This window comes from Arthrobacter sp. ISL-95, from assembly GCF_018613695.1.
Lineage (GTDB): Bacteria > Actinomycetota > Actinomycetes > Actinomycetales > Micrococcaceae > Arthrobacter.
This window is the reverse complement of sequence record NZ_JAGGPR010000005.1, coordinates 624,575-648,982: the sequence shown is the minus strand read 5'-3', so window position 1 is coordinate 648,982 and position 24,408 is coordinate 624,575. Positions and strand designations below refer to the sequence as shown.

Sequence of the window (24,408 nt, the reverse complement as noted above, 5' to 3'; positions counted from 1 at the left end):
GACCCAGCCGGTAGCTTGAAGACATGAGCTCCTGGAACACCCTCTCCCGTGCCGCATTCGACCTCGAGACCACCGGGAAGAACTCGCGGTCAGCGCGGATCGTCACCGCTTCCATCACTGTTGTGGATGACCACGGCGAGCTCATCGCAGAACATGAGTGGTTGGCGGATCCCGGTGTGGAGATCCCCCTCGAAGCCAGCGAGGTCCACGGTATATCCACGGAGAAGGCCCGGGCAGAAGGCCGCCCGGCGGCGGAGGTCACACGGGAGGTCGCCGGGGTACTCCAGAGATTGTTCGACGAGGGCACTCCCGTCATTGCTTTCAACGCCAGCTACGATTTCACGGTGTTGGCAGCAGAATCTGCCCGCTACGGTGTTCCTCAACTGAGCCGCTTCCCCGTGCTGGATCCCTATTTGATGAACAAGCAAGTGGATCGCTACCGCAAGGGTAAGCGCACTCTGACTGCCCTGTGCGAGGAATACGGGGTTGACCTGACCAACGCGCATACCTCTGCAGCGGATGCCTTGGCTACGCTCCGGGTTTTGGATGCCATGGCCGGCAAGTTTCCGAAGCTGCGGATGCCGGCCTCCACGCTCCACCAGCTGCAAGTAGACTGGGCGGCATCCCAAGCTGCTGATTTCCAGCAGTACTTACGGCGAAGCAAGCCCACCGCCGTCATCGAAGGTGAGTGGCCGGTTCTTCCGCCTGAGGATGCAAGCCGCGGGGGTTTCTAAACGGGCAGAGTTCCCTTATGGGTTACGTTGTGCGACGCATGTCACAGGATTTTCGGGAACCCCGAACTGAGGCACTTTAGCGCGCGGATTCTCCGCTTGTGCCTACTGTCGGAATAGTCCCTAGGTAACGGACCTACAGAAGGTACTTTGTTCGGAAAAATCGAGGGTGAGCAACCATTTCTTCGATTCACCATGCCCTGGTGGGCTGGTGACATAATTAAGTTTTGGCGGGTTGAAGTCTGCTAGGGCAGCCAACCTTCTCTCGGTTGCCACGTTCCCCGCCCACCGTGAAACGTCTCCGTGACCCGATGAAAGTGATTTCTTTATGAAATTCAAAGCCCCTAAGTGGCTGTCTGTTGCCCCCGTGGCCGCAGCCTTGGTGATTTCCCTGGCAGCATGCGGCGGAGGAACCTCCGAGCCCAGCGGCTCGCCCACCGATGCACTGGCTGGCAGCGACCAGAAATCGCTCGACACGTTCACCACCGCTGAGGTGACGCCGCTGGACAAGATCGACAAGACCAAGCTGGGCCTCATCACCGACGGCACCCTGCGCGTGGGCACCCTCTCCGACGCCCCGCCGAACATCTTCATCGATCCTTCCGGTAAATTCACCGGCTACGACAATGAGCTCCTGCGCGCCATCGGCGACAAGCTGGGCCTCAAGGTCGAGTTCGCGTCCACCGACTTCTCGGCGCTCCTCTCCCAGGTGGGCAACAAGCAGTTCGACGTCGGATCCTCCTCCATCTCCACCACGGACGCACGCCGCAAGACAGTCGGTTTCACCAACGGCTACGACTTCGGCTACATGGCGATCGTGACCAAGAACGACTCCAAGGTCACCGGTTTCGCCGACATCAAGGAAGGCCTCCGCATCGGCGTCGTCCAGGGTACTGTCCAGGATGACTACATGACGAACACGCTCAAGATCGAGCCCGTCCGTTTCCCTGACTACAACACGGTGTACGGCAACGTGAAGAACGGTCAGATCGACGCTTGGGTTGCTCCTTCCCAGCAGGCCGAAGGCCAGGTCAAGGAAGGCGACAACACCAAGATCGCCGAGAAGGTTGTCAACACCCAGAACTTCACCGCGTACGCAGTGAATAAGGACAACCAGCCGCTGATCGACGCTTTGAACTCCGGCTTGGATGCTGTCATTGCTGACGGCACCTGGGCCAAGCTCACAGCCGAATGGTACAAGGACCGTCCGACTGCTGCCGAGCAGACCCCCCAGGGCTGGAAGCCGGGCAGCAAGGCCGTCCAGCTCCCCGCCAAGTAACCAGGGCGTTCCATGGATATCCTCAATCAACTAGCCGAGTCTTTCTTTGACTGGGAGGCGATAGGCGAAGTTCTCCCCAAGATGTTCGCCGTCGGCCTGCCCAATACCATCGTTCTGGCTGTCGTCTCGGGCATCATTGGGACTGCACTTGGGATGCTGCTCGCCCTGATGGGGATTTCCCGGAACGCAGCGGCCCGGTGGGTAGCCCGCATCTACACGGACATTCTCCGCGGGCTTCCACCGGTGCTGACCATCTTGGTGATCGGATTCGGTTTCGGCCCCATTATTCGCGAACTGACGGGCTCCACCAGCCCGTACCCCATGGCCATCGCGGCACTGTCCTTGATGTCCGGCGCATATATTGGCGAGATCTTCCGTTCGGGCATCCAGAGCGTGGATAAGGGACAACTCGAAGCGACCCGTGCCCTCGGGTTCAGCTACGGCTCGTCCATGCGCCTCGTGGTGGTACCCCAGGGCATCAGGAGGGTTCTTCCCGCCCTGGTGAACCAGTTCATCGCGCTGATCAAGGAATCCTCACTGGTGTTCATGCTTGGCCTGCTGGCCACAGAACGTGAAATCTTCCAGATCGGCAAGGACGCTGCAGCCAACAGCGGCAATCTGTCCCCGTACGTGGCCGCTGCCATCTTCTATCTGGCGCTGACCATCCCGCTCACGCACTTTGTGAACTGGATTGATGCCCGCATGCGCTCCGGCCGGCCGGAGAAGAAGGAACCTGACGAGGCAGCAGCCGTCGTAGGAAAGGGAGCCCAGGCATGAGCGAATTTGCATCAGGCACGCTGACGGCCAAGAACATCCATTTGTCTTTCGGCAGCAACCACGTACTGCGCGGTATCGACCTGCACGTTGAGAAGGGCACCACGGCTTCCGTGATCGGCCCTTCAGGTTCGGGCAAATCGACGCTCCTGCGCGTCATGAACCGGCTCATCGAGCCGGACCAGGGCGACATCCTGCTGGATGGACGCTCCGTGCTCAAGGACAATCCGGACGAACTGCGCCGCCGTATTGGCATGGTCTTCCAGCAGTTCAACCTGTTTCCGCACAAAACGGTGGCTGAGAACATCTCACTGGCTTTGCGTAAGCTCCGTGGCATGTCCAAAGAGCAGGCGCGCGACGAAGCCCTGGCCCAGCTGGACCTGGTGGGTTTGAAGCACAAGGCAGACTCGCGTCCAGCAAACCTCTCGGGCGGACAGCAGCAGCGTGTGGCAATTGCCCGCGCGCTGGCCATGAAGCCCGAGGTCATGTTCTTCGACGAAGCCACCTCCGCACTGGACCCGGAACTCGTCAAAGGTGTCCTTGCCCTCATGACGGACCTGGCCCAAGGAGGCATGACCATGGTGGTGGTAACCCACGAAATGGGCTTCTCCCGCAACGTCTCCGACGTTGTGACCTTCATGGACGCCGGCGTGGTGGTTGAATCCGGTCCTCCGGAGCAGCTGTTCACCAACCCGCAAACGGAACGCCTCCAAGGCTTCCTTTCGGACGTTCTCTAAGGCCTCCTAAAAGCAGGACCTGCACCAGTGAAAAGAACCCCGCCTTCCAAACGAAGGCGGGGTTCTTTGCTGTGCTCATTGATTTGAAGCCGTTATTGACCTGCTCTAACCCGCAACACGGTGAGCGCCGCGGCATCCACCTTGGCCCGGAAGGCTGGATCTGCCGTGGCCTTTTGCACCACGGCTTGGTGCATTGCGGGAATGCTGGTGGGATCGGCGCACACCAACATAGTTCCGCCCGCGCCGAAGAAGTTCAGAGCACGATCGGCATCGGACCAGGCTTCCATTTGCGCGGCACTACAGAGGTCGTCCGAAAGAATGATCCCTTTGAAGCCAGCGTCAGCACGCAGCATAGTGTCCATCACTGTTAGTGAGAATGGTGCGATGTTTGCGGGGTCGATCTTGTCGTAGTAGGCGTTCGAGACCATGACCCACTGTGTGCCCGCCTTGATGGCGGTGTGGAATGGCTGCAGTGCGGGATCATCCCGGGTGGTGGCCGTGTCGCGGACATTGCTGCTGACGTCCGTATTGGGAACCACTCTGCCCAGGCCCGGGAAGTGTTTGACCACCGGAGCGACCCCTGCGTCTTTCATACCGTCGGCAAAAGCATTGCCCAGCAGCGAAACGTTGCCGGGGTCATAGCCGTACTCACGCTGAAAATGGCCGATGGGGGCATTCGAGGGTGCAAATTCAGGGCTGGTCACTGTATCCAGGACCGGTGCGAGGTTCACATTGACGCCTACGCTACGAAGTTCCTTTCCCCACGTCGCAGCATCGGCTCGGAGCTTAGCCGCCCCGGAAGATGCTTGGACCAGGGCCGTAGGAATCGTAGAGAAGCCCGGGCCGGAGAGCACCTGAACGTACCCGCCTTCTTGGTCAGTAGCTACAAAAAGGGGCAGCCCGCCGGTGGTGGCCGCAGACACTGTTCCCGTCAACGAAGAGACGACGGCCGCCGTCGGAGCACTTCCCTCCTTGCTGCGCCCACTGAGATAGACGTTTCCGGCGTGATACTTGGTCAGTGCTTCCATGGTTCCGGGTTCGGCGCCGGTAGCCTTGGCGGCCACCATGAACAGTTGTCCCACGCGTTGCTCCAGGCTGAGCGCGCCAAGTTGCTTCTCCGCAGCCGACGCCGTGCTCGGCGCAGGTGCAGGCATTGCGGAGGGAGGCGGGGAAGGAACAGCAGACGGCGTGGTTGTCGCCGGCGGAGATGTGGGTGCCGGTGTGGTTGTCGGCGAAGAAGGGGCAACAGACTGCGTCCCCTCCGCCGAGGCTTGGCCGGAGTTGGACGGGCCGCTGGAACATCCCGAGGCCGTCACCAGAAGTACACCGGCGGTGGCGATGCTGACACTTATCGATGCAATGAACGGGGGATTGCGCATGGTAAACCGTGAATTCGTTGGGGGTGGGTTTCCATCTATGAGCCTACCCCGGGACAAGCAACGATGCCCCGGCCAACTGCTTCAAGCAGGTGGCCGGGGCATCACAAAAGACTAGGCCGTGGCGCCGGCCGCAGCCTTCGCTGCTGCCGGGAGTGCCTCGATAATCCGGTTCATGGCTGCGTCGTCGTGAGCGGCGGAGAGGAACCAGGCTTCGAAGACGGAAGGCGGAAGGTAGACGCCGGAGTCCAGCATGGAGTGGAAGAACGGTGCATAGCGGAAGCTTTCCTGCCGCTGGGCGTCGTCGTAGTTGTGCACTCCGTGGGCAGAGGTGCCAAACGCGACGGAGAACAGATTGCCTGCCCGTTGGATGGAGTGGTCCACTCCGGCGTCATCAAGGGCGGAAGAAAGCGCAGCGGAAAGCTCCAGCGAACGGGCATCAACGTAGGCGTAGACCTCAGGAGTTGCGTTGGTCAGCGTTGCCACACCTGCGGCCATGGCCACGGGGTTTCCGGACAGCGTACCGGCTTGGTACACGGGACCGACTGGTGCGAGGTAGTCCATGACATCGGCACGACCACCCAGTGCCGCCGTCGGCATTCCGCCGCCGATGACCTTGCCGAAGGTGAGCAGGTCCGGTGCCCAGCCTTCCTGGCGGCCGGTCAGGCCCCAGTAGCCGGCGTAGCCGGTGCGGAAGCCGGTGAGGACTTCGTCGAGGATGAGGAGCGCACCGTGTTCCTTGGTGATGCGGGACAGCCCTGCGTTGAACCCCTCCCCCGGGGTGACAACGCCCATGTTGGCCGGTGCCGCTTCGGTGATGATGGCAGCGATGTTCTTGCCGTGCGCAGCGAATGCAGCCTCGACGGCGGCGAGATCGTTATAGGGCAAAACCAGGGTTTCAGCGGCAGTTGCCTCCGTGACGCCGGCAGAGCCGGGCAGAGCCAAGGTTGCCACGCCCGATCCCGCCGCTGCCAGCAGTCCGTCCAGGTGGCCGTGGTAGCAACCGGCAAACTTGATGATCAGATTGCGGCCGGTGAAACCGCGGGCAAGGCGAACGGCTGTCATGGTGGCTTCGGTTCCGGTGGACACCATCCTCAGGCGTTCGACGGCGGACACCCTGTCCTTGACGATCGCGGCCAGGTTGGCTTCATCCGGTGTGGAAGCTCCGAAGGAAAGACCACGGTCTACAGCTGCGTGAACGGCGTCGAGCACGGCAGGGTGGGCGTGTCCCAACAGGGCTGGCCCCCAGGAACAGACGAGGTCCACGTATTCCTTACCGTCCGCGTCCGTCAGGTAGGCGCCCTTGGCCGAAACCATGAACTTCGGGGTGCCGCCCACTGACCCGAAGGCCCGCACAGGCGAGTTCACGCCGCCGGGCATCAGGGACCGGGCACGGTCGAACAGTTGATCGGACACGGGGGTGTTTGACGTCATGGTTCCTATTCTTTCAGTGATTCAGGAGCAGTTGGACCGAGGTCTAACTTGCTGCGAGCAGCTCGGTAACCCGAGGAGCCACCTCGGTGCCGTAGAGCTCGATGCAGCGCATCATGGATTGATGCGGCAACGTCCCATTGCTGTATTTGAGGTCGAAGCGGTCCACACCGAGGTTCCGCTTGAGCAAAGCGATTTTCTGCGACACGGTTTCCGGGGAGCCAACGTAGAGGGCGCCTTCAGGGCCGCACATGGCATCGAACTCGCCGCGGTTCCCCGGACCCCACCCACGCTCGGCGCCGATCCTGTTGCGCTGCTCCAGCCAGTGCGGGAAAAGTTCCTCGCGGGCGGCCTCGTCCGTATCAGCGATGAATCCTGGTGAGTGCGTGGCGATCTGGCGCATGGGATGGCCGTACTTGGCCATCGCCTCACGGTACAGGTTGACCAGCGGTGCGAAGCGGCGGGGCTCTCCCCCGATAATGGCGAAAATGATGGGGTAACCGTAGTGGGCGCAGCGCAGGACAGACTCCGGTGTGCCGCCAACACCAATCCAGGCAGGCAGCAGGTGGTGCTGGAGTTTGGGATATACCTGCAGACCGTTGACGTTGGGCCGTGTGCGCCCCTCCCAATGAACCGGTTTCTGTGCACGAACCTTGTCGAACAGTTCCAGTTTTTCCTCGAACAGGACTTCGTAGTCCGCCAGGTCCAGGCCAAACAGGGGGAACGATTCCACGAACGAACCCCTGCCGAGCATGACTTCGGCCCTGCCGTTGGACAACGCGTCCACAGTGGCGAAACGCTGGAATACCCGGATGGGATCATCGGAGCTGAGCACGGTAACTGCGGACCCCAAGCGAATCCGTGAGGTTACCGCGGCGGCCGCTGCCAGGAACACTTCAGGCGCGGACACCGCGAAATCGCGGCGGTGATGTTCCCCCACGCCGAAGGCATGGATTCCGACGGCGTCAGCCAGCTTCGCTTCCTGCAGCAGCTCGCGCAACACGCGCGCATGCTCTTTGGGGTTCCCCTCGGCATCCACTCCGACGTCGCCGAAAGTGTTCAGGCCAAGCAGGATCTCGTTCGCTGCCACCGGCGCGGCAGGATCGGCCGGGGCAGGAGATCCGGTTTCAGAAGGGAGAGATGACATCAGGACTCCTTCAGCCAGCCTGCCAGTTCGGAGGCCCAGTAGGTCAGGACGGTATCGGCGCCGGCACGCTTGATGCCGAGGACGGATTCAGTGATGGCACCCCGCCTGTCGATCCAACCGTTGGCGGCGGCCGCTTCGATCATGGCGTATTCCCCCGAGATTTGGTAGGCCGAAACGGGCACGGGGCTCATGGCTGCGACATCAGCCAGGATGTCCAGATAGCTCATGGCAGGTTTGACCATCACCATGTCGGCGCCTTCTTCGAGGTCCAGTTCAACTTCCAGAATGGCTTCCCTGCGGTTGGCCGCGTCCATCTGGTAGGTCCGGCGATCACCCTTGAGCTGGGAATCCACGGCCTCACGGAAGGGGCCGTAGAACGCTGAGGCGTACTTGGCTGCATAGGCGAGAACTGCTGTGTTCTTGTGTCCGGATTCCTCAAGCGCTTGACGGATGACCGCGATCTGGCCGTCCATCATGCCGGACGGCCCCAGGACGTGGGCTCCGGCATCGGCCTGGGCAACAGCCATCCGGCCGTAGATCTCCAGCGTGGCGTCGTTGTCCACGTAGCCCTCGGAATCGAGGACGCCGCAGTGGCCGTGGTCGGTGAATTCGTCAAGGCAGACGTCGCCCATGATCACCAGGTCATCGCCCACCTCGGCTTTGACGTCGCGGATGGCCTTGTTCAAGACGCCTTCCGGGTCCAGCGAAGCGGTGCCCTGCGCGTCGCGTACGGCAGGCACACCGAACAGCATGACGCCGCCCACGCCCAACTCCACGGCTTCGGCGGCGGCCCGCTTCAAGGACTCGGTGGTGTGTTGGACGACGCCCGGCATGGAGCTGATGGGACTGGGCTCGGTGAGGCCTTCCCGGATGAATGCAGGGAGGATCAGGTCCGCGGGCGCCAAGCGGTTTTCGGCGGTGAGCCTGCGCATGGCCGGAGTTGTGCGCAAGCGGCGGGGACGATGGTTCGGAAAGCTCATGGCGAATTCCCTTCGTTGTCGAAAACAGATTCCAAGGCGGCCACAATGCCGTCCGGGGTTGGTACTTTGGCGGTGGCTGCCACGGTGAGGCCGAGTCTGGAAGCCTCTGCCGCCGTCGGCCGTCCAATGGCGATCAGCCGGCAACCGCGCAGTGGCAGCAACGTTGCAGCTATACGGCGCGCAGCGCTGGGAGAAGCAGCCACCACGGCGTCCACGGTTCCGGCGTCCAGCGCGGCCCGCGTCTCTTCAGGACTGAGGGTCGCCGGGGCGTCGGCAACGGAAAGCACGACGCCGGACGGAAGTTCCGCTGTCAGGCGGAGTTCCGCATGGGCAGGATAATCCACGGTGCGGTAGGCAACAACGGACGTCACGTCCGCACCGTTTGCCACCAGGCCGTCGCGCAGGCCGGGCGCCGCCATGTCCGCTTGTGGAAGAAAAACCCGTTCAGGAGACGCTTCCCACACAGCAAGGAGGCCCTCCGCGGACTGGACATCGACAGGTGCCAAAGCCACGGTGAGGCCTAGGGATTCAAGGACCTGCCGGGACGAGGGGCCAATAGTGGCCACCTTCGTTTTCGATGGGACAAGGTCCTCGAGTGCTATTCCCCGCTGGGCTGCCTTCTCCAACAAAACCCGGACGGTGGTCATGCTGCTGATCACCAGCCAGTGGAAGTCGCCGGCCGTCAATTGGTCCAAGGCGTCATCAAGGCGTGCTTGGTCCCCGGCCTTCTCAAAATCGATGAGCGGAAGCACCAAGGGCTCAGCCCCCAGGTTGTTCAGGAGCGCCGCCAACGGGCGCGCACGGTCGGCGGTCCTGGTGATCAGGACACGCCGGCCGGTCAACCCGTTCACTTCATGCGGCTCAGGACGCGGCAAGGTCCGCGATCTCCGCGGCGCCTGCAGCGAGCAAAAGCTCTGCCACTTCGATGCCAAGCAACGTGGCTCCGACGTCCGTAAGGCCGTCGGTGGCTTTCTTCTCGCGGACGGTCTTGGTGCCATCCACAGCACAGACCACTGCTTCAAGGTGCAGCATGCTGCCCTTCCGGAAGGCGTAGGCCCCCACGGGAGCAGCACAACCGGCTTCAAGCCGTGCCAGGACGGCGCGCTCGGCTGTCACGGCGAGGCGGGTATCGTCGTCGTTCAGGGCCGCAAGGGCCTGGGCCAGCACGCCGTTTGACCCTTCAACGGAACCGGCCAGGCGCGGAGCGTCGGCAGTCCGGCACTCGATGGCCAATGCTCCTTGCCCGGGGGCGGGCAACATGACGTTGGATTCGAAGAACTCGCTCACGGTGTCCAACCGGTCCATACGCTCCAGGCCCGCGGCGGCCAACACCACAGCGTCAAGGTCGCAGGACTTGCCCGGGACAACTTCATCGGTAGTGTTTCCCGGCAAACCCGGGACACGGCCGAGGCGAGTATCCACGTTTCCACGGATATCAAGAACCTCGATGTCCGGACGCGCAGCCCGAAGTTGAGCGGCGCGGCGTGGCGAGCCCGTGCCAACCCTGGCACCGTCCGGCAGCTCAGCCAGTGTCAGGCCATCACGTGCACAGAGGACGTCGCGGACATCCACGCGTTTGGGAGTTGCGGCGATGCTCAGGCCCAAAGCGGCACCGGTGGGCAGGTCCTTGAGGGAGTGCACGGCAACATCACAGTTCTCGGCGAGGAGGGCATCCCGAAGTGCTGCGACGAACACACCGGTCCCGCCCATCTGCGAAAGGGACCCGGTCTTGACGTCGCCTTCGGTCTTGATGTGCACGAGCTCCACGGGGAAGCCACCAACGGCAGCCAACCGGTCCGCAGTTTGCTGCGTCTGCGTCAGGGCAAGCTTGCTCGCCCTGGTGCCGATGCGAACAGTCACTTTGCAACCTCCGGAGCAGGGTAAGCATCGTGGCCGATGCCGATCCCGACGCCAACTTCTGAGATGACGGGTTTTGCTCCGCGGAAGTTCTCGCAGCAGTTGGGACGGCAGACGTCGTACCAAGGCCCCAGGTCCGTCACGTGGGGACGATCGGCGATGTTGTTCTCCACCGTGCGCTCACAAATGAGGTCCACCAGGCCGGACACGAAAGCCGCGTGGGTGCCCGGGGTGGGAACACGGGTGGCTTCAATGTTGAGGTTCTTGCACGTTTCCAGTGCTTCGGTGTCCAGGTCCCAAGCAACTTCCATATGGTCGCTGACGAAACCAAGAGGAACGATGACCACGCCGCGGACGCCGTCGGGGGCGATCTCCTCGAGGTGGTCGTTGATGTCCGGTTCGAGCCAGGGAATGTGCGGCGCGCCGGAGCGGGACTGGTACACCAGGTCCCAGGCAACGTTCGGCGCCACAGTGTCCATAATGGCCTGGGCGTTGGCAAGGTGTTGCGCGGCGTATGCGGATCCTTCAGCAAATTCGCGCGGCTCGTCCCCGGACTTGCCCGCGGCCTCTGCATCCCGGGTAGGAATGGAGTGCGTGGCGAACAGCACCCGGATCTTCGAATCCGGATCGGTAACGCCGGCGGCAGCCAGCTTCCCGCGGATCTCTTCCAGACCGGCTGCAGTGCCCTCAAGGAAGGGCTGGACTACGCCGGGGTGGTCGAAGTACTGGCGGATCTTGTCCACTTCAAGTTTGCCGTCCAAACCGGTTTCGGTGAGCGCAACACCAATGTCCTCGCGGTACTGGCGGCAGCTCGAATAACAGGAGTAGATGCTGGTGGTGAGCATCAGGATCCGGCGGTGTCCGGCGTCGTAAGCGTCCTGCAGTACCGGGGCGATGTACGGGTCCCAGTTCCGGTTGCCCCAAAGGACGGGCAGTTCAATGTCGCGCCGGGCCAGCTCGGCCTCAATGGCAGCTTTCAGTTCACGGTTCTGCTGGTTGATGGGGCTGATGCCGCCAAAAGCGCGGTAGTGGTGGGACACCTCTTCGAGTCGCTCATCCGGTATTCCACGGCCGCGGGTGACGTTGCGCAGGAAGGGAATGACGTCGTCCTGGCCTTCAGGACCACCAAAGGACGCAAGCAGTACGGCGTCGTACCGCTTGGGTTCCTGGCGCCCACGTTCAGTGACGGCGTTCGGCTCCGTGGTGACAGCAAGCTCGGTCATGCGAGAACCTCGGCAATCTCGGCAGCCGTGACGCGGCGGCCGGTGTAGAAGGGGATTTCTTCACGAACGTGGTGGCGTGCTTCGGTTGCCCGCAGGTGGCGCATGAGGTCCACGAGGTCCACCAGTTCAGGTGCTTCGAGACCAAGGATCCATTCCCAGTCGCCAAGGGCAAAGGAGGAGACAGTGTTGGAGATGACCTGCGGGAATTCACGCCCAAGCATGCCGTGGTCGCGGAGCATCTTGCCGCGCTCGTCCGTGGGAAGCAGGTACCACTCGTAGGAGCGCACAAACGGGTAGACGCAAAGCCAGGTGCTGGGCTCGACGCCCCGCGCATAAGCCGGCACATGGCTCTTGGAGAATTCAGCTTCGCGGTGCACGCCCATGGCGGACCACACGATCTCGGTTCCCGCGAAGAGCTTGCTGCGGCGGATGGACCGGACAGCTGCCTGCAGGTCCTCGGGCTTGGGGCCGTGGAGCCACACCATGATGTCAGCATCCGAACGCATGGCCGAGACGTCATAGCTGCCCCGGAGGACCACGCCACCCTCCGCGAGCTGCTCCGCGAGGGCTTCGAATTCCTGGGCAGCATCGCCGCTACGCAGGACGTCGGCCGAGCGCTTGAAGACCGTCCACAGCGTGTAGAACTGTTCTTCGGTTTCAGCAGTTTTAGTGACAGATTCGGCAGAAGTGTGGCTCATGGTTCAAGTTTGCCCCGTGCCAGCCGCTAAGTCGAAACAAAACAGTTCTACAAGGCGTAGAAGTGGCGCAAATCACAAAGCAGGCGATTCATCCGCGCCTAACACGGCTAGCTGTGCCCGCGTGTCGGCCACCACCGCAGCAAGGCCATTTCCGGCCAACCAGCCGCCCACCACGGTAAGGCGGTCCGCAGCGGCACACACTCGGCGAACCTGCTCCACGCGCTGTTTATGACCGACGGCGGCGAACGGCAAGGCGCCCGCCCACCGCACCACATCCCAATCCACGATATCCGCCCGGGATACCGGCACAGTCAGGAGCACAGAAGCATCTTCCACGGCGGCGGCCAGGAGAGACTCGTCGTCCATGACAACGTCCGCACCGCCGCCCGCCTCTTCGCGCCGGCCATAGGACAGACGCAGGACGTGCGTACCCGGCCCGGCTTCGTCAGCCAACCAATCCCATTTTGCCGTTGCATGGGTCAGCGCCTTTGCTTTGACCCCCGGGGTTTCGGGTGCCACCAGGATTCCGGTCCCCCGGGGCCTGCCATCGAGCTGCGGCAAGTCCACCACCAGGGTCACCAGGCTCACCAGCGGCCCGGGAGCCGGACGCAGGCCGGCCAGCTCAGGCACGGACTTCTCCAGCAACCCGACGGCGGCCGGGCCGTCCAGCGCAACCACCAGCCGTCCGGCGTCGTACGTTGAATCCCCAACGGTGACCCGCCAACCTTCGTGCGTCTTCACGACGTCGTCGGCGTGCCGACCGGAGAGCAGTTGAACCCCGCGCTCCCGCAGGTCCGCTACGAGTGCGTCCACCAAAGTGTTCATTCCGCCCTTCAACCCCGCGACGGCGGAACCCGCTTTTGCCGGGCCCGTTGCTGCTCCGGCTGAGGAGGAAGAGGCGCCCTTGGCAGTTTTGCGCTGAGCTGCAACGGCGGCAGCGAGTGAGCCGTGGTTCCGGATCCCTGCGCGCAGGCCCGGCGACACCATGTCCACATCCAACAGGGCAGGGTCGGCCGAATGAACGCCGCCCACCACCGGCGAAACAAGTCGATCCAGAACCCTTTTGCCCATACGGGTACGAACCAAAGCGGAAACGCTGGTTACCTCCGAGGACGTTCCAACAGAAGCTGGGAGCCAGCGGTCCAAAGAGGCCCTGATGGCTCCGGCGAGTCCCAAGGATCGTCGAACCTCGGGGTCCCAGGGATTGGCAGGGATACCGAGCACTCCCGTTTTGGGGAGCTCCTGCGGTCCGTCCGGAAGTTGCACCCAGGCACCTCCGGGATGAGGAGCTACAATCCTGTCCGCCAAGCCCAGCTCGCGTGCGAGATCGGCTACGGCTGTGGACCGCGTGGCAAACGACTCTGCCCCGCTGTCCAGCTGCAACCCTGCAACGACGTGGCGACCTACGCAGCCTCCCCATGCAGTGCCCGCCTCAAGGACAGTAACCGCCGAACCGGCCGCCGCCAGTTCCCGTGCGGCGATCAGGCCCGAGATGCCGCCTCCCACCACCACGGCAGTTGGCCGTGCAGCCGTTGCTGTGGGCTCTGACGTCGGCGTTGCGTGTCCCCCGCGCATTGCTCCTACTCCGTTGGGATGGAGTGGATGAGTTCCACCACGCGGGTCAGGACGGTGGGGTCCGTTTCCGGAGGTACGCCGTGGCCCAGGTTCAGGACGTGACCAGGCGCGTGGGAACCGGCAGCGATGACCTCGCGGACATGGGCTTCAAGGACGTCCCACGGAGCAGACAGAAGAGCGGGATCGATGTTGCCCTGCAGCGGCACCGTGCCACCCAGACGTCGGTTTGCCTCGTCCAAGGGCAGGCGGTAGTCGACACCCACAACGTCCACGCCGACGTCCCGCATGGCCACCAGCAGCTCGGAGGTGCCGGTTCCGAAGTGGATCAACGGTGCCCCGAGTCCGCGGACATGATCCAGCGCTCGGGTGGATGCCGGCGCCACATACTTGGTGTAGTCAGCCAGGCCCAAGGATCCGGCCCATGAATCAAAGAGCTGCGCGGCCGAAGCGCCTGCCTCAAGTTGGGCCTGAAGGAACATGCCGGAAGTATCGGCAGCCCAGGTGGCCAGCGCGGCCCAGGTCTCGGGATCGGCGTGCATCATGGTCCGCGGGCCCAGGTGGTCACGCGAGGGCTTCCCTTCAACCATGTAGGCCGCAAGGGTGAACGGCGCACCGGCGAAACCGATCAGCGGCGTCTTTCCGAGCTCGGCAACCGACAGGCGGACGGCTTCACGGATCGGCTCAAGGGCTTCCCACGTCAGGGTGGGCAGGGCGGCAACATCAGCTGCTGTCCGGACCGGCTTGTCCAACACAGGTCCTACGCCCGGGACGATGTCCACACTCACGCCGGCGAGCTTCAACGGAATGACGATGTCCGAGAAGAAGATCGCGGCATCCACATCGTGGCGGCGAACAGGCTGGAGGGTAATCTCGGCGGCGAGTTCCGGCCGGAGGCAAGAGTCCAACATCGCAACGCCTTCGCGCACTTTCAGATACTCCGGCAGGGAGCGGCCGGCCTGGCGCATGAACCAGACGGGCCGGCGGGACGGCGTGCCACCGCGGTATGCCGTGATCAACGGCGAGTCCGAGGTACGGCCGTCCTTCAGCGGGTGGTTGGCGCCGAGGGTTCCCGCCGGGGCGTTGGAGGCCGTACTGTTGGATGCTGCCGCGCTAGAAGTCATGCCTTCGATTGTGCCGAAAATCCGGGGCAAAAGATAACGACAAGCTGTCACGTCGCGCCCCGTCCAAGGCCGTTGTGGCGGGGATCACCCGCCTTCGTGGGGATCACCACGGCGCAGCATTGTTCTACCGGGCTACGAAAAAGCTATGATTGGGGTGCTGTGGTTCTTTTCTCATTGGTGGCTACACACGCCGACATCGACCTCGAAACTGTCGCTCAGTTGAGCAACGGTTCCTCTGAGCTTGCCTCGGCAGCCCTGACGGACTCCTCCGTGGTTTCCGGCGCCGTGGTCCTGGCCACGTGCAATCGCTATGAGATTTACGGAGAAACAGCCAACGGTGCTGACCTTGAAGCAGCCCGTTCCGCCCTCGTTTCACAGATCAGCGAACTGAGCGGCCTCAACGAGCAACTCGTCTCCCGCTCCTTTGCCACCAACACCGGCCCGGATGTCACACGGCACCTCTTCGCTGTCAGCGCCGGCTTGGATTCTGCCGTGGTGGGTGAGCGCGAGATCGCAGGCCAGGTCCGCCGGGCCCTGATCACCGCCCAGCAGGAAGGCACCGCCAGCTCCGGCCTGGTGCGCCTCTTCCAGGCGGCCTCCAAGACCGCCAAGGACGTAGGCGCACAGACTGCCCTTGGCTCGCGTGGGCTTTCGATCGTTTCCGTCGCCTTGGACCTCGCCACCGACCTCGCGGAGAACGATGATTGGTCCACCAAGAAAGTCGTGGTCTTCGGAACCGGGGCCTACGCCGGCGCTACCATGTCGCTCCTGCGTGACCGCGGCTGCACGGACGTTTCTGTCTATTCTTCTTCCGGCCGCGCCGAGGGCTTCGTAGCCACCCGCGGCGGAACTGCACTGGACGCCGACACTCTTCCCGCTGCTGTTGCTGCAGCTGACGTCATGATTGGCTGCAGCGGCTCTGACAACCGGGTGGAAGCTGCGGATCTTGCCCGTGTCCGCGCCCACTCGGAAAGGCCTTTGATCGCGATCGACCTCGCGCTCACCCATGATTTTGATCCCGCAGTGGGAGAACTCGACGGCGTTGAACTGCTCACGCTTGAATCCGTGCGCCTCGCTGCTCCGCAGGAACAGGCAGAGTCACTCTCGCAGGCCAGCGCAATCGTCAACGGCGCCGCCACCTCCTTCGAGTCCGAACGTGAAGCCCGGTCCGTGGACACCGCCATCGTGGCGCTCCGGCGTCACACCATGAACGTCCTTGACGCGGAAATGGAGAAAGTCCGCGCCCGTCACGGTTGTACAGCCGCTGCCGAAGAGGTGGAGTTCGCCCTGCGCCGGATGGTCAAGCAGCTCCTGCACATTCCCACCGTCAGGGCCCGCGAACTGGCAGCCAACGGCCAGCAGGATGATTATGTTGCCGCTCTGGAAGCTCTCTACGGCATCCAGGTGGAACAGCCGCAGGCTGCTGCCTCCGCCGCAGAGTGCCCGGTGGATCACCAGCAGCTCCGCTCCGAAAGCGCCTGACGCTACCTTTACCCGAAGGCATTCAAAGCTGTCAGGTCAGCGGACAGTTCCCATAGCTTCGCTGCAGCCTCCTTATCGACAGCGTGGGCGTCCACGCCTTGATAGCGGGCGAGCGGCGAACCCTTGTCCGTGGGCCTTGCGATATCGCAGTCCTCACAGTAGACGCCGCCCTTGCCGGCCAATGCAGGGGACGTGGCCGCCCATACCGACGTTGCGGCACCCTGCTGGGGCGTTTTGAAGCCCTCACGCACGGTCCCTTCGGCATCCATCCACCCTGCGGCGACCATCTCCTCCTTGGGCAGATGCCGTTGCAGCTCGGTCATGATGCCGCCCGGATGCACAGCGAACGCCCGAACGCCCGAGGCCCTGCCTCGTCGATCCAGCTCCACGGCAAAAAGGGAATTCGCCGTTTTGGCCTGGCCGTAGGCCCGCCACTTCTCGTAGCCGGTGGCAAAGTTGATGTCGTCAAAACGGATCGGAGAAAGTTTGTGTCCGGTGGAGGACAATGAGACAACCCGGGCGTCTGCGGCAGCAGCCAACGCCGGCCACAACGCATTCACCAACGAGTAGTGCCCCAAGTGGTTGGTGGCGAACTGTGCTTCCCAGCCTGTGCCCACCCGTTGTTCCGGGCTTGCCATGATGGCGGCATTATTGATGAGAATTTCGAGGTTGGGATGCTCGTCGAGGTAACGGGAGGCAAAGCCCTTGACGCTATCTTGGTCGGCCAAGTCCATCGGCTCCACCTGAACTGCGCGTGCAAGGCCGGCGTCCGCGATGACCGCCTTGGCATGGTCGGGTCGACGGGCCGGTACTGTGACTTCCGCGCCGGCGGAGACCAGGGCCCGCACGGTCTCCAGACCAAGCCCTGAATATCCCCCGGTGACGATTGCATTCTTGCCGGCCAGGTCAATGCCCTCAATGACATCCGCGGCAGTTGACCCATGCCCGAATCCGGAGTCGATGGGTCGTTGCGGGGTGTCTGTCCAGTCTTCGCTCATGGTTGAGCTTCCCAGACCGGATGGGAACAGGCAACGATCAGTAGACAGGCTTATCCGGCTCGACATCGCGCACCCAGGCGAGAATACCGCCGTCGAGATGGCTGACGCGGGTGTAGCCGGCCTTTTGTGCCGCTTCGAGAACAGCTGCCGAGCGTGTCCCGGCCTTGCAATGGAACACGATGTCCTTATTCTGCGGCAGCTCCACCCACGCCTCGCCGGAGAGAATACGGCCCTGCGGAATAAGGACAGAACCGTCGATGCTCACAATGCTGTGCTCGCCGGACTCGCGGACATCCACGAGTTCGAAGTCCCGCTCCCCCAAGTCCCTTTCGGCAAGCATTGCTGCAAGGTCCTTGGCGGTAACCGTGTGATCCCGGTCCGTGGCCACCGGTGGCGTCACGCCGCAGAACGCTTCATAGTCGGTCAGTTCCGTGATGGGTTCGGCTTCCGGATCTTTGGAGACCCTGATCTCGCGCCAGCTTCCGCCTAAAGCATCAAAGAGTGCCACCCGGCCCAGCAAGGAACGTCCGACGCCGGTAATCAGCTTCACTGCCTCGGTGACCATCAGCGATCCAACCGCTGCGCACAGCATGCCGAACACCCCGCCCTCGCCACAGGACGGCACAGAGCCGGCGGGAGGCGCTTCGGGGTAAAGATCCCTGTATGTGGGCCCGTGGTCGGCCCAGAAGACGCTCACTTGGCCATCGAAGCGGAAGATGGATCCCCAGACATACGGCTTGCCGAGGATAGCAGCGGCGTCATTCACGAGATACCGCGTGGCGAAGTTGTCCGCGCCGTCCAGGATGAGGTCATACTGCGCAAACAATTCCAGCGCATTGGAAGTGTCAAGCCGGACGTTGTGCAGGACAACGTTGACCAAGGGGTTGAGCTCAGCGATGGCGTTGCGTGCGGATTCGATCTTGGGCGTACCCACGTCCTTCACACCGTGGATAACCTGTCGCTGCAGGTTGCTAAGGTCCACCGCGTCATCGTCCACTATGCCCAGGGTGCCCACTCCGGCGGCGGCCAAGTACAGCAGTGCCGGGGAACCCAGCCCACCGGCGCCTATGACGAGGACTTTGGCATTCTTAAGCCGGCGTTGGCCCAAGGCGCCAATTTCAGGAATGATGAGGTGCCGGGAGTACCGCTCCACCTCGGTCGGCGTGAGTTCGGCGGCCGGTTCAACGAGGGGCGGAAGGACAGCGGGCGCAGCAGTGTGGGCAGCAACAATTGAGGCCATACCCCAATGTATGCCTGCAGATGCCGCCCGGTCATATTACCCCCCGGTAGAGTAGTCATAACTGCAAAGGAAAGGCGGCAGACTGTGGCTGACGGCACACGGGCAAACGATGGGGCACCGGCCAGGCAGGAACGGGCGGGTACAACGCGTTCACCAAGGTTGCCGCGCGATGAGCGCCGGGCACAGTTGCTGAACGCGGCATTGGAGGTTTTCGTCTCCAACGGCTTCCATGGGGCGGCCATGGACGAAATCGCTGAAGCCGCGCATGTGAGCAAACCGGTGCTTTACCAGCACTTCCCGTCCAAGCGCGAGCTCTACATGGCTCTCCTGGACAGCCACCTGGCAACCCTGACGCAGCTGATGCTCGACGCCTTGAATTCCACTACGGACAACAAGGAACGGGTCAAGGCAGTCATGCGCGCCTATTACAGGTTTATTGCCGACGACGACCAAGCCCATCGTTTGGTGTTCGAGTCGGACCTGATCAACGATCCCGACGTCAGCTCGCGTTTGGAGACTTTCAACAAGACGTTCGCGGACGCCGTGGCTCACGTTATTGCCGAGGACACCAAGCTGCCGCCTCTTGAGGCCCAGCTCCTCGGGCGTGGTTTGGCGGGAATGGCGCAGGTCAGCGCCAGATATTGGCTGGAAACGGATGGAAACCTGGACCTCGATGTAGCCAGTGATCTGATCTATCGTTTAGCTTGGCGCGGAATCAGTCGATTCCCCAAAGAGTCCTAGGCTACAAATAGAGGACTGACTTACAACTTGATTGGCTTGGAGGCCTTGCTGTGGAAGTAAAGATCGGCATTCAGAACGTTGGCCGTGAGATCGTGCTCGAATCCTCCTTGGATGCTGACGCCGTCGCCAAGATTGTGGCCGAGGCCGTGACCAAAGGCTCCGAGCTTCGCCTCACTGATGAGAAGGGCCGCCAGATCATCGTTCCCGGCAACGTGCTGGGCTACGTGGAGATCGGCGCCGAGGAAACTCGCCGCGTAGGCTTTGGCGCCCTCTAGGTCTTTCCCACCTCTCGTCGTCCGCTAAGGAGTTTCTATGCTTTCTCTCGTCGTGGTGGTTTTGGCCACTATTGCCACCGGCTTCATCGTGTGGGCCAACGACAAGCGGCACGGCAAGTACGGAATCGCGTTGCCGGCAGGTGTCTCAGCAGCCGTGGGCACCCTGAGTTGGATCGCGTTCATCAGTGCCGGACTGGGTTACCAGCCTGGCGCTACGTGGATCCCGTGGGTCCTGCCGATTGTGTTGGGAACCGCTGCCGCCGCTGGCGTAGTGGTCTTTCTGGGCCGGACCCGCACCAAGCACGATACTGCGGCCCTTACCAAGGCACTGCGTCTCTAGCGCCCGGCAAGCGACATGACACAGAAGTAGTGACCGTCACCCTCAGGTGACGGTCACTACTTCTTTAAGCTTTACGACGCCGGATACCTCTCGGGCTGCGCGACGGCACCTGTCTTTGCTGCCGCTTCGCTCACTGCCTTGGCCGCGGCGACGTCACGTTGGGTTACCTGTCCGCCGGCATCGTGGGAGACGTAGCGGAGAAATACCCTGTTGTACCGCCACTCCAGATCCGGATGGTGATTTTGCTCCTCGGCGATCCGACCGATCGCGGCGATGAGCGCCAAAGCGTCAGCCGACGTCGAGGTTTTAAAGACAGTCACCAGGCCCTCCTGGTACTTCCACTCCGGAAGTAGCCCCAGGGCAGCAGAAATATGCGCCTCAGTTAGTTGCTCGTCCTTGCTTGCCATGACCGCTCCTTCAATTCCGAAGAACCCGGATCAGAGGAACTCAGCCCGGCCTTCCATCGCAGAGGACGCCAGCGCATGCTCCCGCCGTGGAATCCGGCCCGCCTGCTTGGCCAGCCTACCGGCGATCACAGCGTGTTTGAAGGCCTCACCCATCTGCACAGGGTTCTGCGCGCGGGTCACAGCGGTGGCAAGCAGGACGGCGTCGCAGCCCAGTTCCATGGCCAAAGCGGCATCGGAGGCTGTCCCGATCCCCGCATCGAGAACCACAGGCACAGAGGCCCGGGACACGATCAGCTCAATATTGTGCGGGTTCAGGATGCCGAGGCCTGTCCCGATGGGCGATCCCAAGGGCATGACGGCGGAGGCACCCAGATTCTCGAGCCTGAGCGCCAGGACGGGATCGTCGTTCGTGTAGGCGAACACCTTGAAGCCGCGGTTGACCAGTTGTTCCGTTGCATCCACCAGCTCCACGGCGTCAGGTAGGAGCGTGTGTTCGTCGGCGATGACTTCCAGCTTCACCCAATCGGTTTCCAGGGCTTCCCGTGCCAGTTCAGCTGTCATCACGGCATCCTTGGCTGTAAAACAACCGGCGGTGTTGGGCAGCACACGAATGTTGTGGTCCACCAAGAGCTGGAACAATGATCCCGTCTCGGCCGGGGAGTAGCGACGCATAGCTACGGTGGTGAGCTCTGTCCCGGAAGCAAGAAGCGCAGCCCCCAAGCCATCCAGGCTCGGCGCGCCGCCGGTACCCATGATGAGTCGGGAGCCGAGCTCCACGCCATCGATCACCAGGGCGTCGGTGCGATTTTCAGTGGCAGGAACGCCAGTGATGCGAACGTCAACGTTTGATGTTGTCATGCTTCAGCCTCCTTGGACTGCGGTTACGAGTTCGAGTTCGTCTCCGTCGGCGAGCGCTGTTGCGGCCCATTGGCTGCGCGGCACCACCTCGGAATTACGTGCGACGGCGACTCCCAGCTTTCCGCCGTCGGCCGCCTGTCCGCGGGGGTCCAGGACGCGGCCGGTGATGGCAGTGACGAGGGTGCTGACGGATGCGTCGTCGGAGACTGCGTGATCGGTTCCGTTAAGTTTGATGTTCATGCGGATTCCTTACTGTGGAGATTAAGGCAACGCGGGGTCACTTATGGCCTCCTGAAGGGACTTCCATGGGCCATAAGTGACCCCGCGTTGCACTGAAACGATCGGGCAGGAAGGGAGTCCACCGGGGGTCCGTGGATCCGTTGATGAGTTCTCCTACGATCCTGGCGGCCACGGGAGTCAGGAGGACTCCGTGGCGGAAGAAGCCAGTGGCGATTACCAGTCCCCCAACCTCGCCCGTGGGACCGTTGACCCGGCCAAGGAGGGGTGCATTGTCCGGCGTTCCGGGGCGGGCGCGGGCGGTTGCTTCCAGGAGTTCCAGCTCGGCCACTGCGGGCACCAGTACCTGGGCATCCCTCAGCAACTGGTACACACCGCCGGCAGAAACTGCGTCGGATGACGCTGACAATCCGTCCTCGCGTTGTGTTGCTCCGATGACCACAGTGCCGTCGTCCCGCGGCACGATGTAAACCGGAATGCCCCGGACCATCCCGCGGACAGTGGAGGAAACCAAGGGCTGCAGGTGCTCGGGTACGCGAAGCCGGAGGATATCCCCGTATACCGGCCTCACCGGAAGACTTAGACCCCAGGGAAGCCCGGACAGTTGAGGGGCTCCCAGTCCGTTGGCCACCACGGTCTCCCTGGCGAGGACCATGCCACCGGACTCGAGCTGAACGCCTGTGACGCGCCCGCGGTCCCAGAGCAGACGGCGCGCAGGCGAAGACACGGCAAATCCGTCATTGGCTCCGGCCACCCATGAATGGTCTTCCGGCACGTGGGATGACAATCCAGTCAGGAGGCATGCCGCCAATATTCGCGGATCCACCTGGTGGTCGGCCGGGATGTCGAAGGCGCAGGAAATCTGCGGGCTGAGAAGCGGCTCGCGTTGCCTCGCGTCCCGCAGGGCCAGCGGTTCAACTCCCAAACCGGCGGCAAGCTGCACTGACCTGAGGTCTGCGAGCGCCGTGCGATCGGCGGCATCGGCGCCCACGGCGAGGGTCGGCGTCGTGCGGTATCCGTTGTCCCCTCCCCCTTGGTGCAGACCCTCCACAAAGGAAGGCCATAAGCGGGAGGACTCAAGCATCAATTCCAGGAGGTCCTCCTCCTGATAGTGCAGTTCACTGACTGGTGCAAGCATTCCGGCAGCTGCGAAGGTTGCGCCCGAGGCCGGGTCAGGATCGATCAGCGCCACTGAACGGCCCTGTCGCCTGGCTTCGTGAGCGATGCCGAGGCCTATGACGCCGGCGCCGATGACGGCCACGTCTGCCTGGAGGTGGGTATGGCGGGAATCGGCCACTCGTTTCCTTCCCTACGCCGGTACTAGCCGGATCAGGTCAAGCGGTCGGCTCTGAAGCCCTCTCAGCCGGACAGTCATATGACGATCGTCGCGGCTCCCGCAGTACGTGCCCAGTTTAGAGGAACTACTGTGGTTTCCATGACCCAGCCTGACGCTCTCGCCTCTGCCCGCCTTTACCTGTGCACCGATGCCCGTAAACGGCAGGGCGATTTTGAAGACTTTGTGGATGCCGCTTTTGAGGGCGGCGTGGACATCATCCAGCTCCGCGACAAGACGCTGGAAGCTGCGGAGGACCTGGAAATGCTGGCTGTCCTGCGTAGTGTCGCGCAACGGCACGGACGGCTTTGGGCCGTCAACGACCGAGCCGATGTTGCCAGTATTTCCGGGGCTCCCGTATTCCACATCGGGCAGAAGGACCTGCCACTGACGGCCGCCCGGACGCTCTTGCCGAACGTCACCGGCATCGGCCTGTCCACCCACACACCGGAACAGATCGACGCAGCACTGGCCACCGCCCAGGGCCCCTTGGGACTGGACTATTTCTGCGTGGGTCCGGTCTGGGCAACGCCCACCAAACCCGGCCGCGCGGCTGTTGGGACGGGCTTGGTCACATACGCCGCAGAAGCGGAGAAGCGTGCAGGCCACGAAGCAGCACTCCCGTGGTTTGCCATTGGCGGCATCGACCACAGCAACGTTGAACAAGTAGTAGCGGCGGGAGCCAGCAGGATCGTCGTCGTCCGCGCCATCACTGAGGCAACGGACCCGACGGCGGCAGCGAAGTCGCTGCTGCAGGCACTGGACACCGTGGTGCGCTAGTCGGCCATGAGGCGGTCCGGCGTCTACGCCGATAGGCCAAGGCTCGTCATTCGGCGTGCGTGCTTCTTGGCGAGTTCCGCCGTCAGCGTTTTCACTGCAGCACGGGCATCCCCGTTGTTTTTCAGCGTTGGGCCCAGCAGGTGATGTTCCATGCCCACTCGCTGCGCCTGCGTCAAGGCCTCTCCTACCAGGCGACGACCCCACAGGGCAAGGCGCGACGCCAGGCGCGGGTCGTCGGCCAAGGCTCTCCTGAGCAGGACGCGAAGGACTTCAGTGGCTTGGTCAGGTGACGCCACGCGTTCAACAAAATGCTGTGTTGTTGCGTCGAGGAACATCGAGACAGCCCTGTAGAAGTCCGATGACACAGTGTCGATCACGTAGGCCTTCATGACGGATTCGAACCAGTCCCCAGGTTTGGTGCGCTCGTGGAAATGATCGAAGGAACGTTGGAACGGCAGCATCGCATGTTCGGGGTCCACCCCGATCTCCCACAACCGATCGCTGAGGAGGGCAAAGTTGCCATAGGCTCCCACCGCGATCTTTGCCAGCACTGACCGGTCATGAAGGGTGGGTGCGTCACGGGAGTCCAGCGAGAGCCGTCCGAAAGCGGAAAGCTCCCCATAAGCCATGGCTCCAAGCAACTCCGCGGAGAGATGCCCGGCGGAGGTTACTGCGTCCACGGAAGTGCCCATGGACCCAGCCTATCCCCGGCCGGCATAAGGCTCCCGGGGTTTGCGTTCCTGCTTCCACCGCCATTCCTACTAGGCTGGCTCAAAGTGAGTTGACTG

Annotated in this window: 26 protein-coding genes and 1 riboswitch; of the genes, 9 read left to right on the top strand and 17 right to left on the bottom strand. The window is 62.8% G+C overall.

The genetic code is table 11. From position 1 onward, the window contains the following. Nucleotides 1-23: 23 nt before the first annotated feature. From J7I86_RS09270 to J7I86_RS09255, 4 genes are all read left to right on the top strand, one after another. A complete protein-coding gene (locus J7I86_RS09270; RefSeq protein WP_214819133.1) occupies nucleotides 24-734 on the top strand; it encodes a 3'-5' exonuclease in 711 nt (236 codons plus the stop codon). 325 nt (nucleotides 735-1,059) lie between these two features. Further along, the gene (locus tag J7I86_RS09265) at nucleotides 1,060-2,010 is read left to right on the top strand and encodes an ABC transporter substrate-binding protein (protein WP_214819132.1); all 951 of its coding nucleotides are present in this window, start codon (nucleotides 1,060-1,062) and stop codon (nucleotides 2,008-2,010) included. A gap of 12 nt (nucleotides 2,011-2,022) precedes the next feature. After that, nucleotides 2,023-2,787 carry an amino acid ABC transporter permease gene (locus tag J7I86_RS09260; protein WP_105690693.1) on the top strand — a complete coding sequence of 255 codons (765 nt, stop codon included), beginning with the start codon at nucleotides 2,023-2,025 and terminating at the stop codon, nucleotides 2,785-2,787. Next, complete coding sequence (locus J7I86_RS09255) at nucleotides 2,784-3,521, top strand: amino acid ABC transporter ATP-binding protein (RefSeq protein WP_024817418.1); 738 nt, start codon at nucleotides 2,784-2,786, stop codon at nucleotides 3,519-3,521. The genes J7I86_RS09260 and J7I86_RS09255 overlap by 4 nt, the downstream gene beginning before the upstream one ends. Before the next feature lie 92 nt (nucleotides 3,522-3,613). Here J7I86_RS09255 and J7I86_RS09250 read toward each other — a convergent pair whose 3' ends face one another. The 10 genes from J7I86_RS09250 to hemE form a co-directional block, all read right to left on the bottom strand. Then, nucleotides 3,614-4,675 carry a glycoside hydrolase family 3 N-terminal domain-containing protein gene (locus J7I86_RS09250; protein ID WP_286179496.1) on the bottom strand — a complete coding sequence of 354 codons (1,062 nt, stop codon included), beginning with the start codon at nucleotides 4,673-4,675 and terminating at the stop codon, nucleotides 3,614-3,616. 336 nt (nucleotides 4,676-5,011) lie between these two features. Beyond that, nucleotides 5,012-6,331: a glutamate-1-semialdehyde 2,1-aminomutase gene (hemL, locus tag J7I86_RS09245; RefSeq protein ID WP_214819130.1), complete on the bottom strand. Its 1,320-nt coding sequence runs from the start codon at nucleotides 6,329-6,331 to the stop codon at nucleotides 5,012-5,014. 43 nt (nucleotides 6,332-6,374) lie between these two features. Further along, complete coding sequence (locus J7I86_RS09240) at nucleotides 6,375-7,475, bottom strand: LLM class flavin-dependent oxidoreductase (protein ID WP_214819129.1); 1,101 nt, start codon at nucleotides 7,473-7,475, stop codon at nucleotides 6,375-6,377. Then, the gene (gene hemB / locus J7I86_RS09235; RefSeq protein WP_214819128.1) at nucleotides 7,475-8,455 is read right to left on the bottom strand and encodes a porphobilinogen synthase; all 981 of its coding nucleotides are present in this window, start codon (nucleotides 8,453-8,455) and stop codon (nucleotides 7,475-7,477) included. The genes J7I86_RS09240 and hemB overlap by 1 nt, the downstream gene beginning before the upstream one ends. Beyond that, nucleotides 8,452-9,306, bottom strand: a complete 855-nt coding sequence (locus J7I86_RS09230; RefSeq protein ID WP_309476696.1) for a uroporphyrinogen-III synthase — start codon at nucleotides 9,304-9,306, stop codon at nucleotides 8,452-8,454. The genes hemB and J7I86_RS09230 overlap by 4 nt, the downstream gene beginning before the upstream one ends. 10 nt (nucleotides 9,307-9,316) lie before the next feature. Then, a complete protein-coding gene (gene hemC, locus J7I86_RS09225; RefSeq protein ID WP_214819126.1) occupies nucleotides 9,317-10,315 on the bottom strand; it encodes a hydroxymethylbilane synthase in 999 nt (332 codons plus the stop codon). Continuing rightward, nucleotides 10,312-11,535 (bottom strand): ferrochelatase, encoded by a 1,224-nt coding sequence (locus J7I86_RS09220; protein ID WP_214819125.1) that lies wholly within the window; start codon nucleotides 11,533-11,535, stop codon nucleotides 10,312-10,314. The genes hemC and J7I86_RS09220 overlap by 4 nt, the downstream gene beginning before the upstream one ends. Beyond that, the gene (hemQ, locus tag J7I86_RS09215) at nucleotides 11,532-12,233 is read right to left on the bottom strand and encodes a hydrogen peroxide-dependent heme synthase (RefSeq protein WP_214819124.1); all 702 of its coding nucleotides are present in this window, start codon (nucleotides 12,231-12,233) and stop codon (nucleotides 11,532-11,534) included. The genes J7I86_RS09220 and hemQ overlap by 4 nt, the downstream gene beginning before the upstream one ends. Before the next feature lie 72 nt (nucleotides 12,234-12,305). After that, on the bottom strand, nucleotides 12,306-13,808 hold the full coding sequence (hemG, locus tag J7I86_RS09210) for a protoporphyrinogen oxidase (RefSeq protein WP_214819123.1): 1,503 nt from the start codon (nucleotides 13,806-13,808) through the stop codon (nucleotides 12,306-12,308). A 5-nt stretch (nucleotides 13,809-13,813) separates the two neighbouring features. Then, on the bottom strand, nucleotides 13,814-14,929 hold the full coding sequence (hemE, locus tag J7I86_RS09205) for a uroporphyrinogen decarboxylase (RefSeq protein WP_214819122.1): 1,116 nt from the start codon (nucleotides 14,927-14,929) through the stop codon (nucleotides 13,814-13,816). 159 nt (nucleotides 14,930-15,088) lie between these two features. Here hemE and J7I86_RS09200 point away from each other — a divergent pair, with 159 nt between their 5' ends. After that, on the top strand, nucleotides 15,089-16,411 hold the full coding sequence (locus J7I86_RS09200; protein ID WP_214819121.1) for a glutamyl-tRNA reductase: 1,323 nt from the start codon (nucleotides 15,089-15,091) through the stop codon (nucleotides 16,409-16,411). Between the two features lie 8 nt (nucleotides 16,412-16,419). Here J7I86_RS09200 and J7I86_RS09195 read toward each other — a convergent pair whose 3' ends face one another. Then, complete coding sequence (locus tag J7I86_RS09195; protein WP_214819120.1) at nucleotides 16,420-17,409, bottom strand: oxidoreductase; 990 nt, start codon at nucleotides 17,407-17,409, stop codon at nucleotides 16,420-16,422. A 37-nt stretch (nucleotides 17,410-17,446) separates the two neighbouring features. Further along, nucleotides 17,447-18,649 (bottom strand): molybdopterin-synthase adenylyltransferase MoeB, encoded by a 1,203-nt coding sequence (moeB, locus tag J7I86_RS09190; RefSeq protein WP_214819119.1) that lies wholly within the window; start codon nucleotides 18,647-18,649, stop codon nucleotides 17,447-17,449. Between the two features lie 6 nt (nucleotides 18,650-18,655). Here moeB and J7I86_RS09185 point away from each other — a divergent pair, with 6 nt between their 5' ends. Genes J7I86_RS09185 through J7I86_RS09175 form a run of 3 tightly spaced genes read left to right on the top strand, consistent with a single transcriptional unit; the run spans nucleotide 18,656 to nucleotide 20,005 of the window. Beyond that, the gene (locus tag J7I86_RS09185) at nucleotides 18,656-19,390 is read left to right on the top strand and encodes a TetR/AcrR family transcriptional regulator (RefSeq protein WP_214819118.1); all 735 of its coding nucleotides are present in this window, start codon (nucleotides 18,656-18,658) and stop codon (nucleotides 19,388-19,390) included. 50 nt (nucleotides 19,391-19,440) lie between these two features. Next, the gene (locus J7I86_RS09180; RefSeq protein WP_024817432.1) at nucleotides 19,441-19,665 is read left to right on the top strand and encodes a DUF3107 domain-containing protein; all 225 of its coding nucleotides are present in this window, start codon (nucleotides 19,441-19,443) and stop codon (nucleotides 19,663-19,665) included. Nucleotides 19,666-19,702: 37 nt separating this feature from the next. Continuing rightward, nucleotides 19,703-20,005 (top strand): hypothetical protein, encoded by a 303-nt coding sequence (locus J7I86_RS09175; RefSeq protein ID WP_214819117.1) that lies wholly within the window; start codon nucleotides 19,703-19,705, stop codon nucleotides 20,003-20,005. Nucleotides 20,006-20,076: 71 nt separating this feature from the next. Here the strand turns inward: J7I86_RS09175 and J7I86_RS09170 are convergent, their stop codons facing one another. From J7I86_RS09170 to thiO, 4 genes are all read right to left on the bottom strand, one after another. Further along, complete coding sequence (locus tag J7I86_RS09170) at nucleotides 20,077-20,412, bottom strand: 4a-hydroxytetrahydrobiopterin dehydratase (RefSeq protein ID WP_214819116.1); 336 nt, start codon at nucleotides 20,410-20,412, stop codon at nucleotides 20,077-20,079. 30 nt (nucleotides 20,413-20,442) lie between these two features. Further along, the gene (locus J7I86_RS09165; RefSeq protein ID WP_214819115.1) at nucleotides 20,443-21,270 is read right to left on the bottom strand and encodes a thiazole synthase; all 828 of its coding nucleotides are present in this window, start codon (nucleotides 21,268-21,270) and stop codon (nucleotides 20,443-20,445) included. Between the two features lie 3 nt (nucleotides 21,271-21,273). After that, entirely contained in the window at nucleotides 21,274-21,510 is a 237-nt protein-coding gene (gene thiS / locus J7I86_RS09160; RefSeq protein ID WP_214819114.1) for a sulfur carrier protein ThiS, read from the bottom strand. A gap of 37 nt (nucleotides 21,511-21,547) precedes the next feature. Continuing rightward, nucleotides 21,548-22,804 carry a glycine oxidase ThiO gene (thiO, locus tag J7I86_RS09155; RefSeq protein ID WP_214819113.1) on the bottom strand — a complete coding sequence of 419 codons (1,257 nt, stop codon included), beginning with the start codon at nucleotides 22,802-22,804 and terminating at the stop codon, nucleotides 21,548-21,550. Next, a riboswitch (TPP riboswitch) is annotated at nucleotides 22,797-22,915 on the bottom strand. Its footprint overlaps the gene before it by 8 nt. Before the next feature lie 27 nt (nucleotides 22,916-22,942). Between thiO and thiE the strand changes: the two genes are divergently transcribed. Continuing rightward, on the top strand, nucleotides 22,943-23,620 hold the full coding sequence (thiE, locus tag J7I86_RS09150; protein ID WP_214819112.1) for a thiamine phosphate synthase: 678 nt from the start codon (nucleotides 22,943-22,945) through the stop codon (nucleotides 23,618-23,620). Nucleotides 23,621-23,643: 23 nt separating this feature from the next. Here the strand turns inward: thiE and J7I86_RS09145 are convergent, their stop codons facing one another. After that, nucleotides 23,644-24,312 carry a ferritin-like fold-containing protein gene (locus J7I86_RS09145; protein WP_214819111.1) on the bottom strand — a complete coding sequence of 223 codons (669 nt, stop codon included), beginning with the start codon at nucleotides 24,310-24,312 and terminating at the stop codon, nucleotides 23,644-23,646. Nucleotides 24,313-24,408: the final 96 nt, after the last annotated feature.

Bases quoted from the DNA above. Each gene is read 5' to 3' on its own strand.
- J7I86_RS09195 (WP_214819120.1), bottom strand. From the start codon at position 17,409: ATGAGCGAAGACTGGACAGACACCCCGCAACGACCCATCGACTCCGGA.
- J7I86_RS09270 (WP_214819133.1), top strand. From the start codon at position 24: ATGAGCTCCTGGAACACCCTCTCCCGTGCCGCATTCGACCTCGAGACC.
- J7I86_RS09175 (WP_214819117.1), top strand. From the start codon at position 19,703: ATGCTTTCTCTCGTCGTGGTGGTTTTGGCCACTATTGCCACCGGCTTC.
- J7I86_RS09250 (WP_286179496.1), bottom strand. From the start codon at position 4,675: ATGCCTGCACCTGCGCCGAGCACGGCGTCGGCTGCGGAGAAGCAACTT.
- hemE (WP_214819122.1), bottom strand. From the start codon at position 14,929: ATGACTTCTAGCGCGGCAGCATCCAACAGTACGGCCTCCAACGCCCCG.
- J7I86_RS09260 (WP_105690693.1), top strand. From the start codon at position 2,023: ATGGATATCCTCAATCAACTAGCCGAGTCTTTCTTTGACTGGGAGGCG.
- hemL (WP_214819130.1), bottom strand. From the start codon at position 6,331: ATGACGTCAAACACCCCCGTGTCCGATCAACTGTTCGACCGTGCCCGG.
- J7I86_RS09165 (WP_214819115.1), bottom strand. From the start codon at position 21,270: ATGACAACATCAAACGTTGACGTTCGCATCACTGGCGTTCCTGCCACT.
- J7I86_RS09255 (WP_024817418.1), top strand. From the start codon at position 2,784: ATGAGCGAATTTGCATCAGGCACGCTGACGGCCAAGAACATCCATTTG.
- moeB (WP_214819119.1), bottom strand. From the start codon at position 18,649: ATGGCCTCAATTGTTGCTGCCCACACTGCTGCGCCCGCTGTCCTTCCG.
- J7I86_RS09185 (WP_214819118.1), top strand. From the start codon at position 18,656: ATGTATGCCTGCAGATGCCGCCCGGTCATATTACCCCCCGGTAGAGTA.
- hemB (WP_214819128.1), bottom strand. From the start codon at position 8,455: ATGAGCTTTCCGAACCATCGTCCCCGCCGCTTGCGCACAACTCCGGCC.
- thiS (WP_214819114.1), bottom strand. From the start codon at position 21,510: ATGAACATCAAACTTAACGGAACCGATCACGCAGTCTCCGACGACGCA.
- hemQ (WP_214819124.1), bottom strand. From the start codon at position 12,233: ATGAGCCACACTTCTGCCGAATCTGTCACTAAAACTGCTGAAACCGAA.
- J7I86_RS09265 (WP_214819132.1), top strand. From the start codon at position 1,060: ATGAAATTCAAAGCCCCTAAGTGGCTGTCTGTTGCCCCCGTGGCCGCA.
- J7I86_RS09145 (WP_214819111.1), bottom strand. From the start codon at position 24,312: ATGGGCACTTCCGTGGACGCAGTAACCTCCGCCGGGCATCTCTCCGCG.
- J7I86_RS09220 (WP_214819125.1), bottom strand. From the start codon at position 11,535: ATGACCGAGCTTGCTGTCACCACGGAGCCGAACGCCGTCACTGAACGT.
- J7I86_RS09170 (WP_214819116.1), bottom strand. From the start codon at position 20,412: ATGGCAAGCAAGGACGAGCAACTAACTGAGGCGCATATTTCTGCTGCC.
- J7I86_RS09240 (WP_214819129.1), bottom strand. From the start codon at position 7,475: ATGTCATCTCTCCCTTCTGAAACCGGATCTCCTGCCCCGGCCGATCCT.
- thiE (WP_214819112.1), top strand. From the start codon at position 22,943: ATGACCCAGCCTGACGCTCTCGCCTCTGCCCGCCTTTACCTGTGCACC.
- hemG (WP_214819123.1), bottom strand. From the start codon at position 13,808: ATGCGCGGGGGACACGCAACGCCGACGTCAGAGCCCACAGCAACGGCT.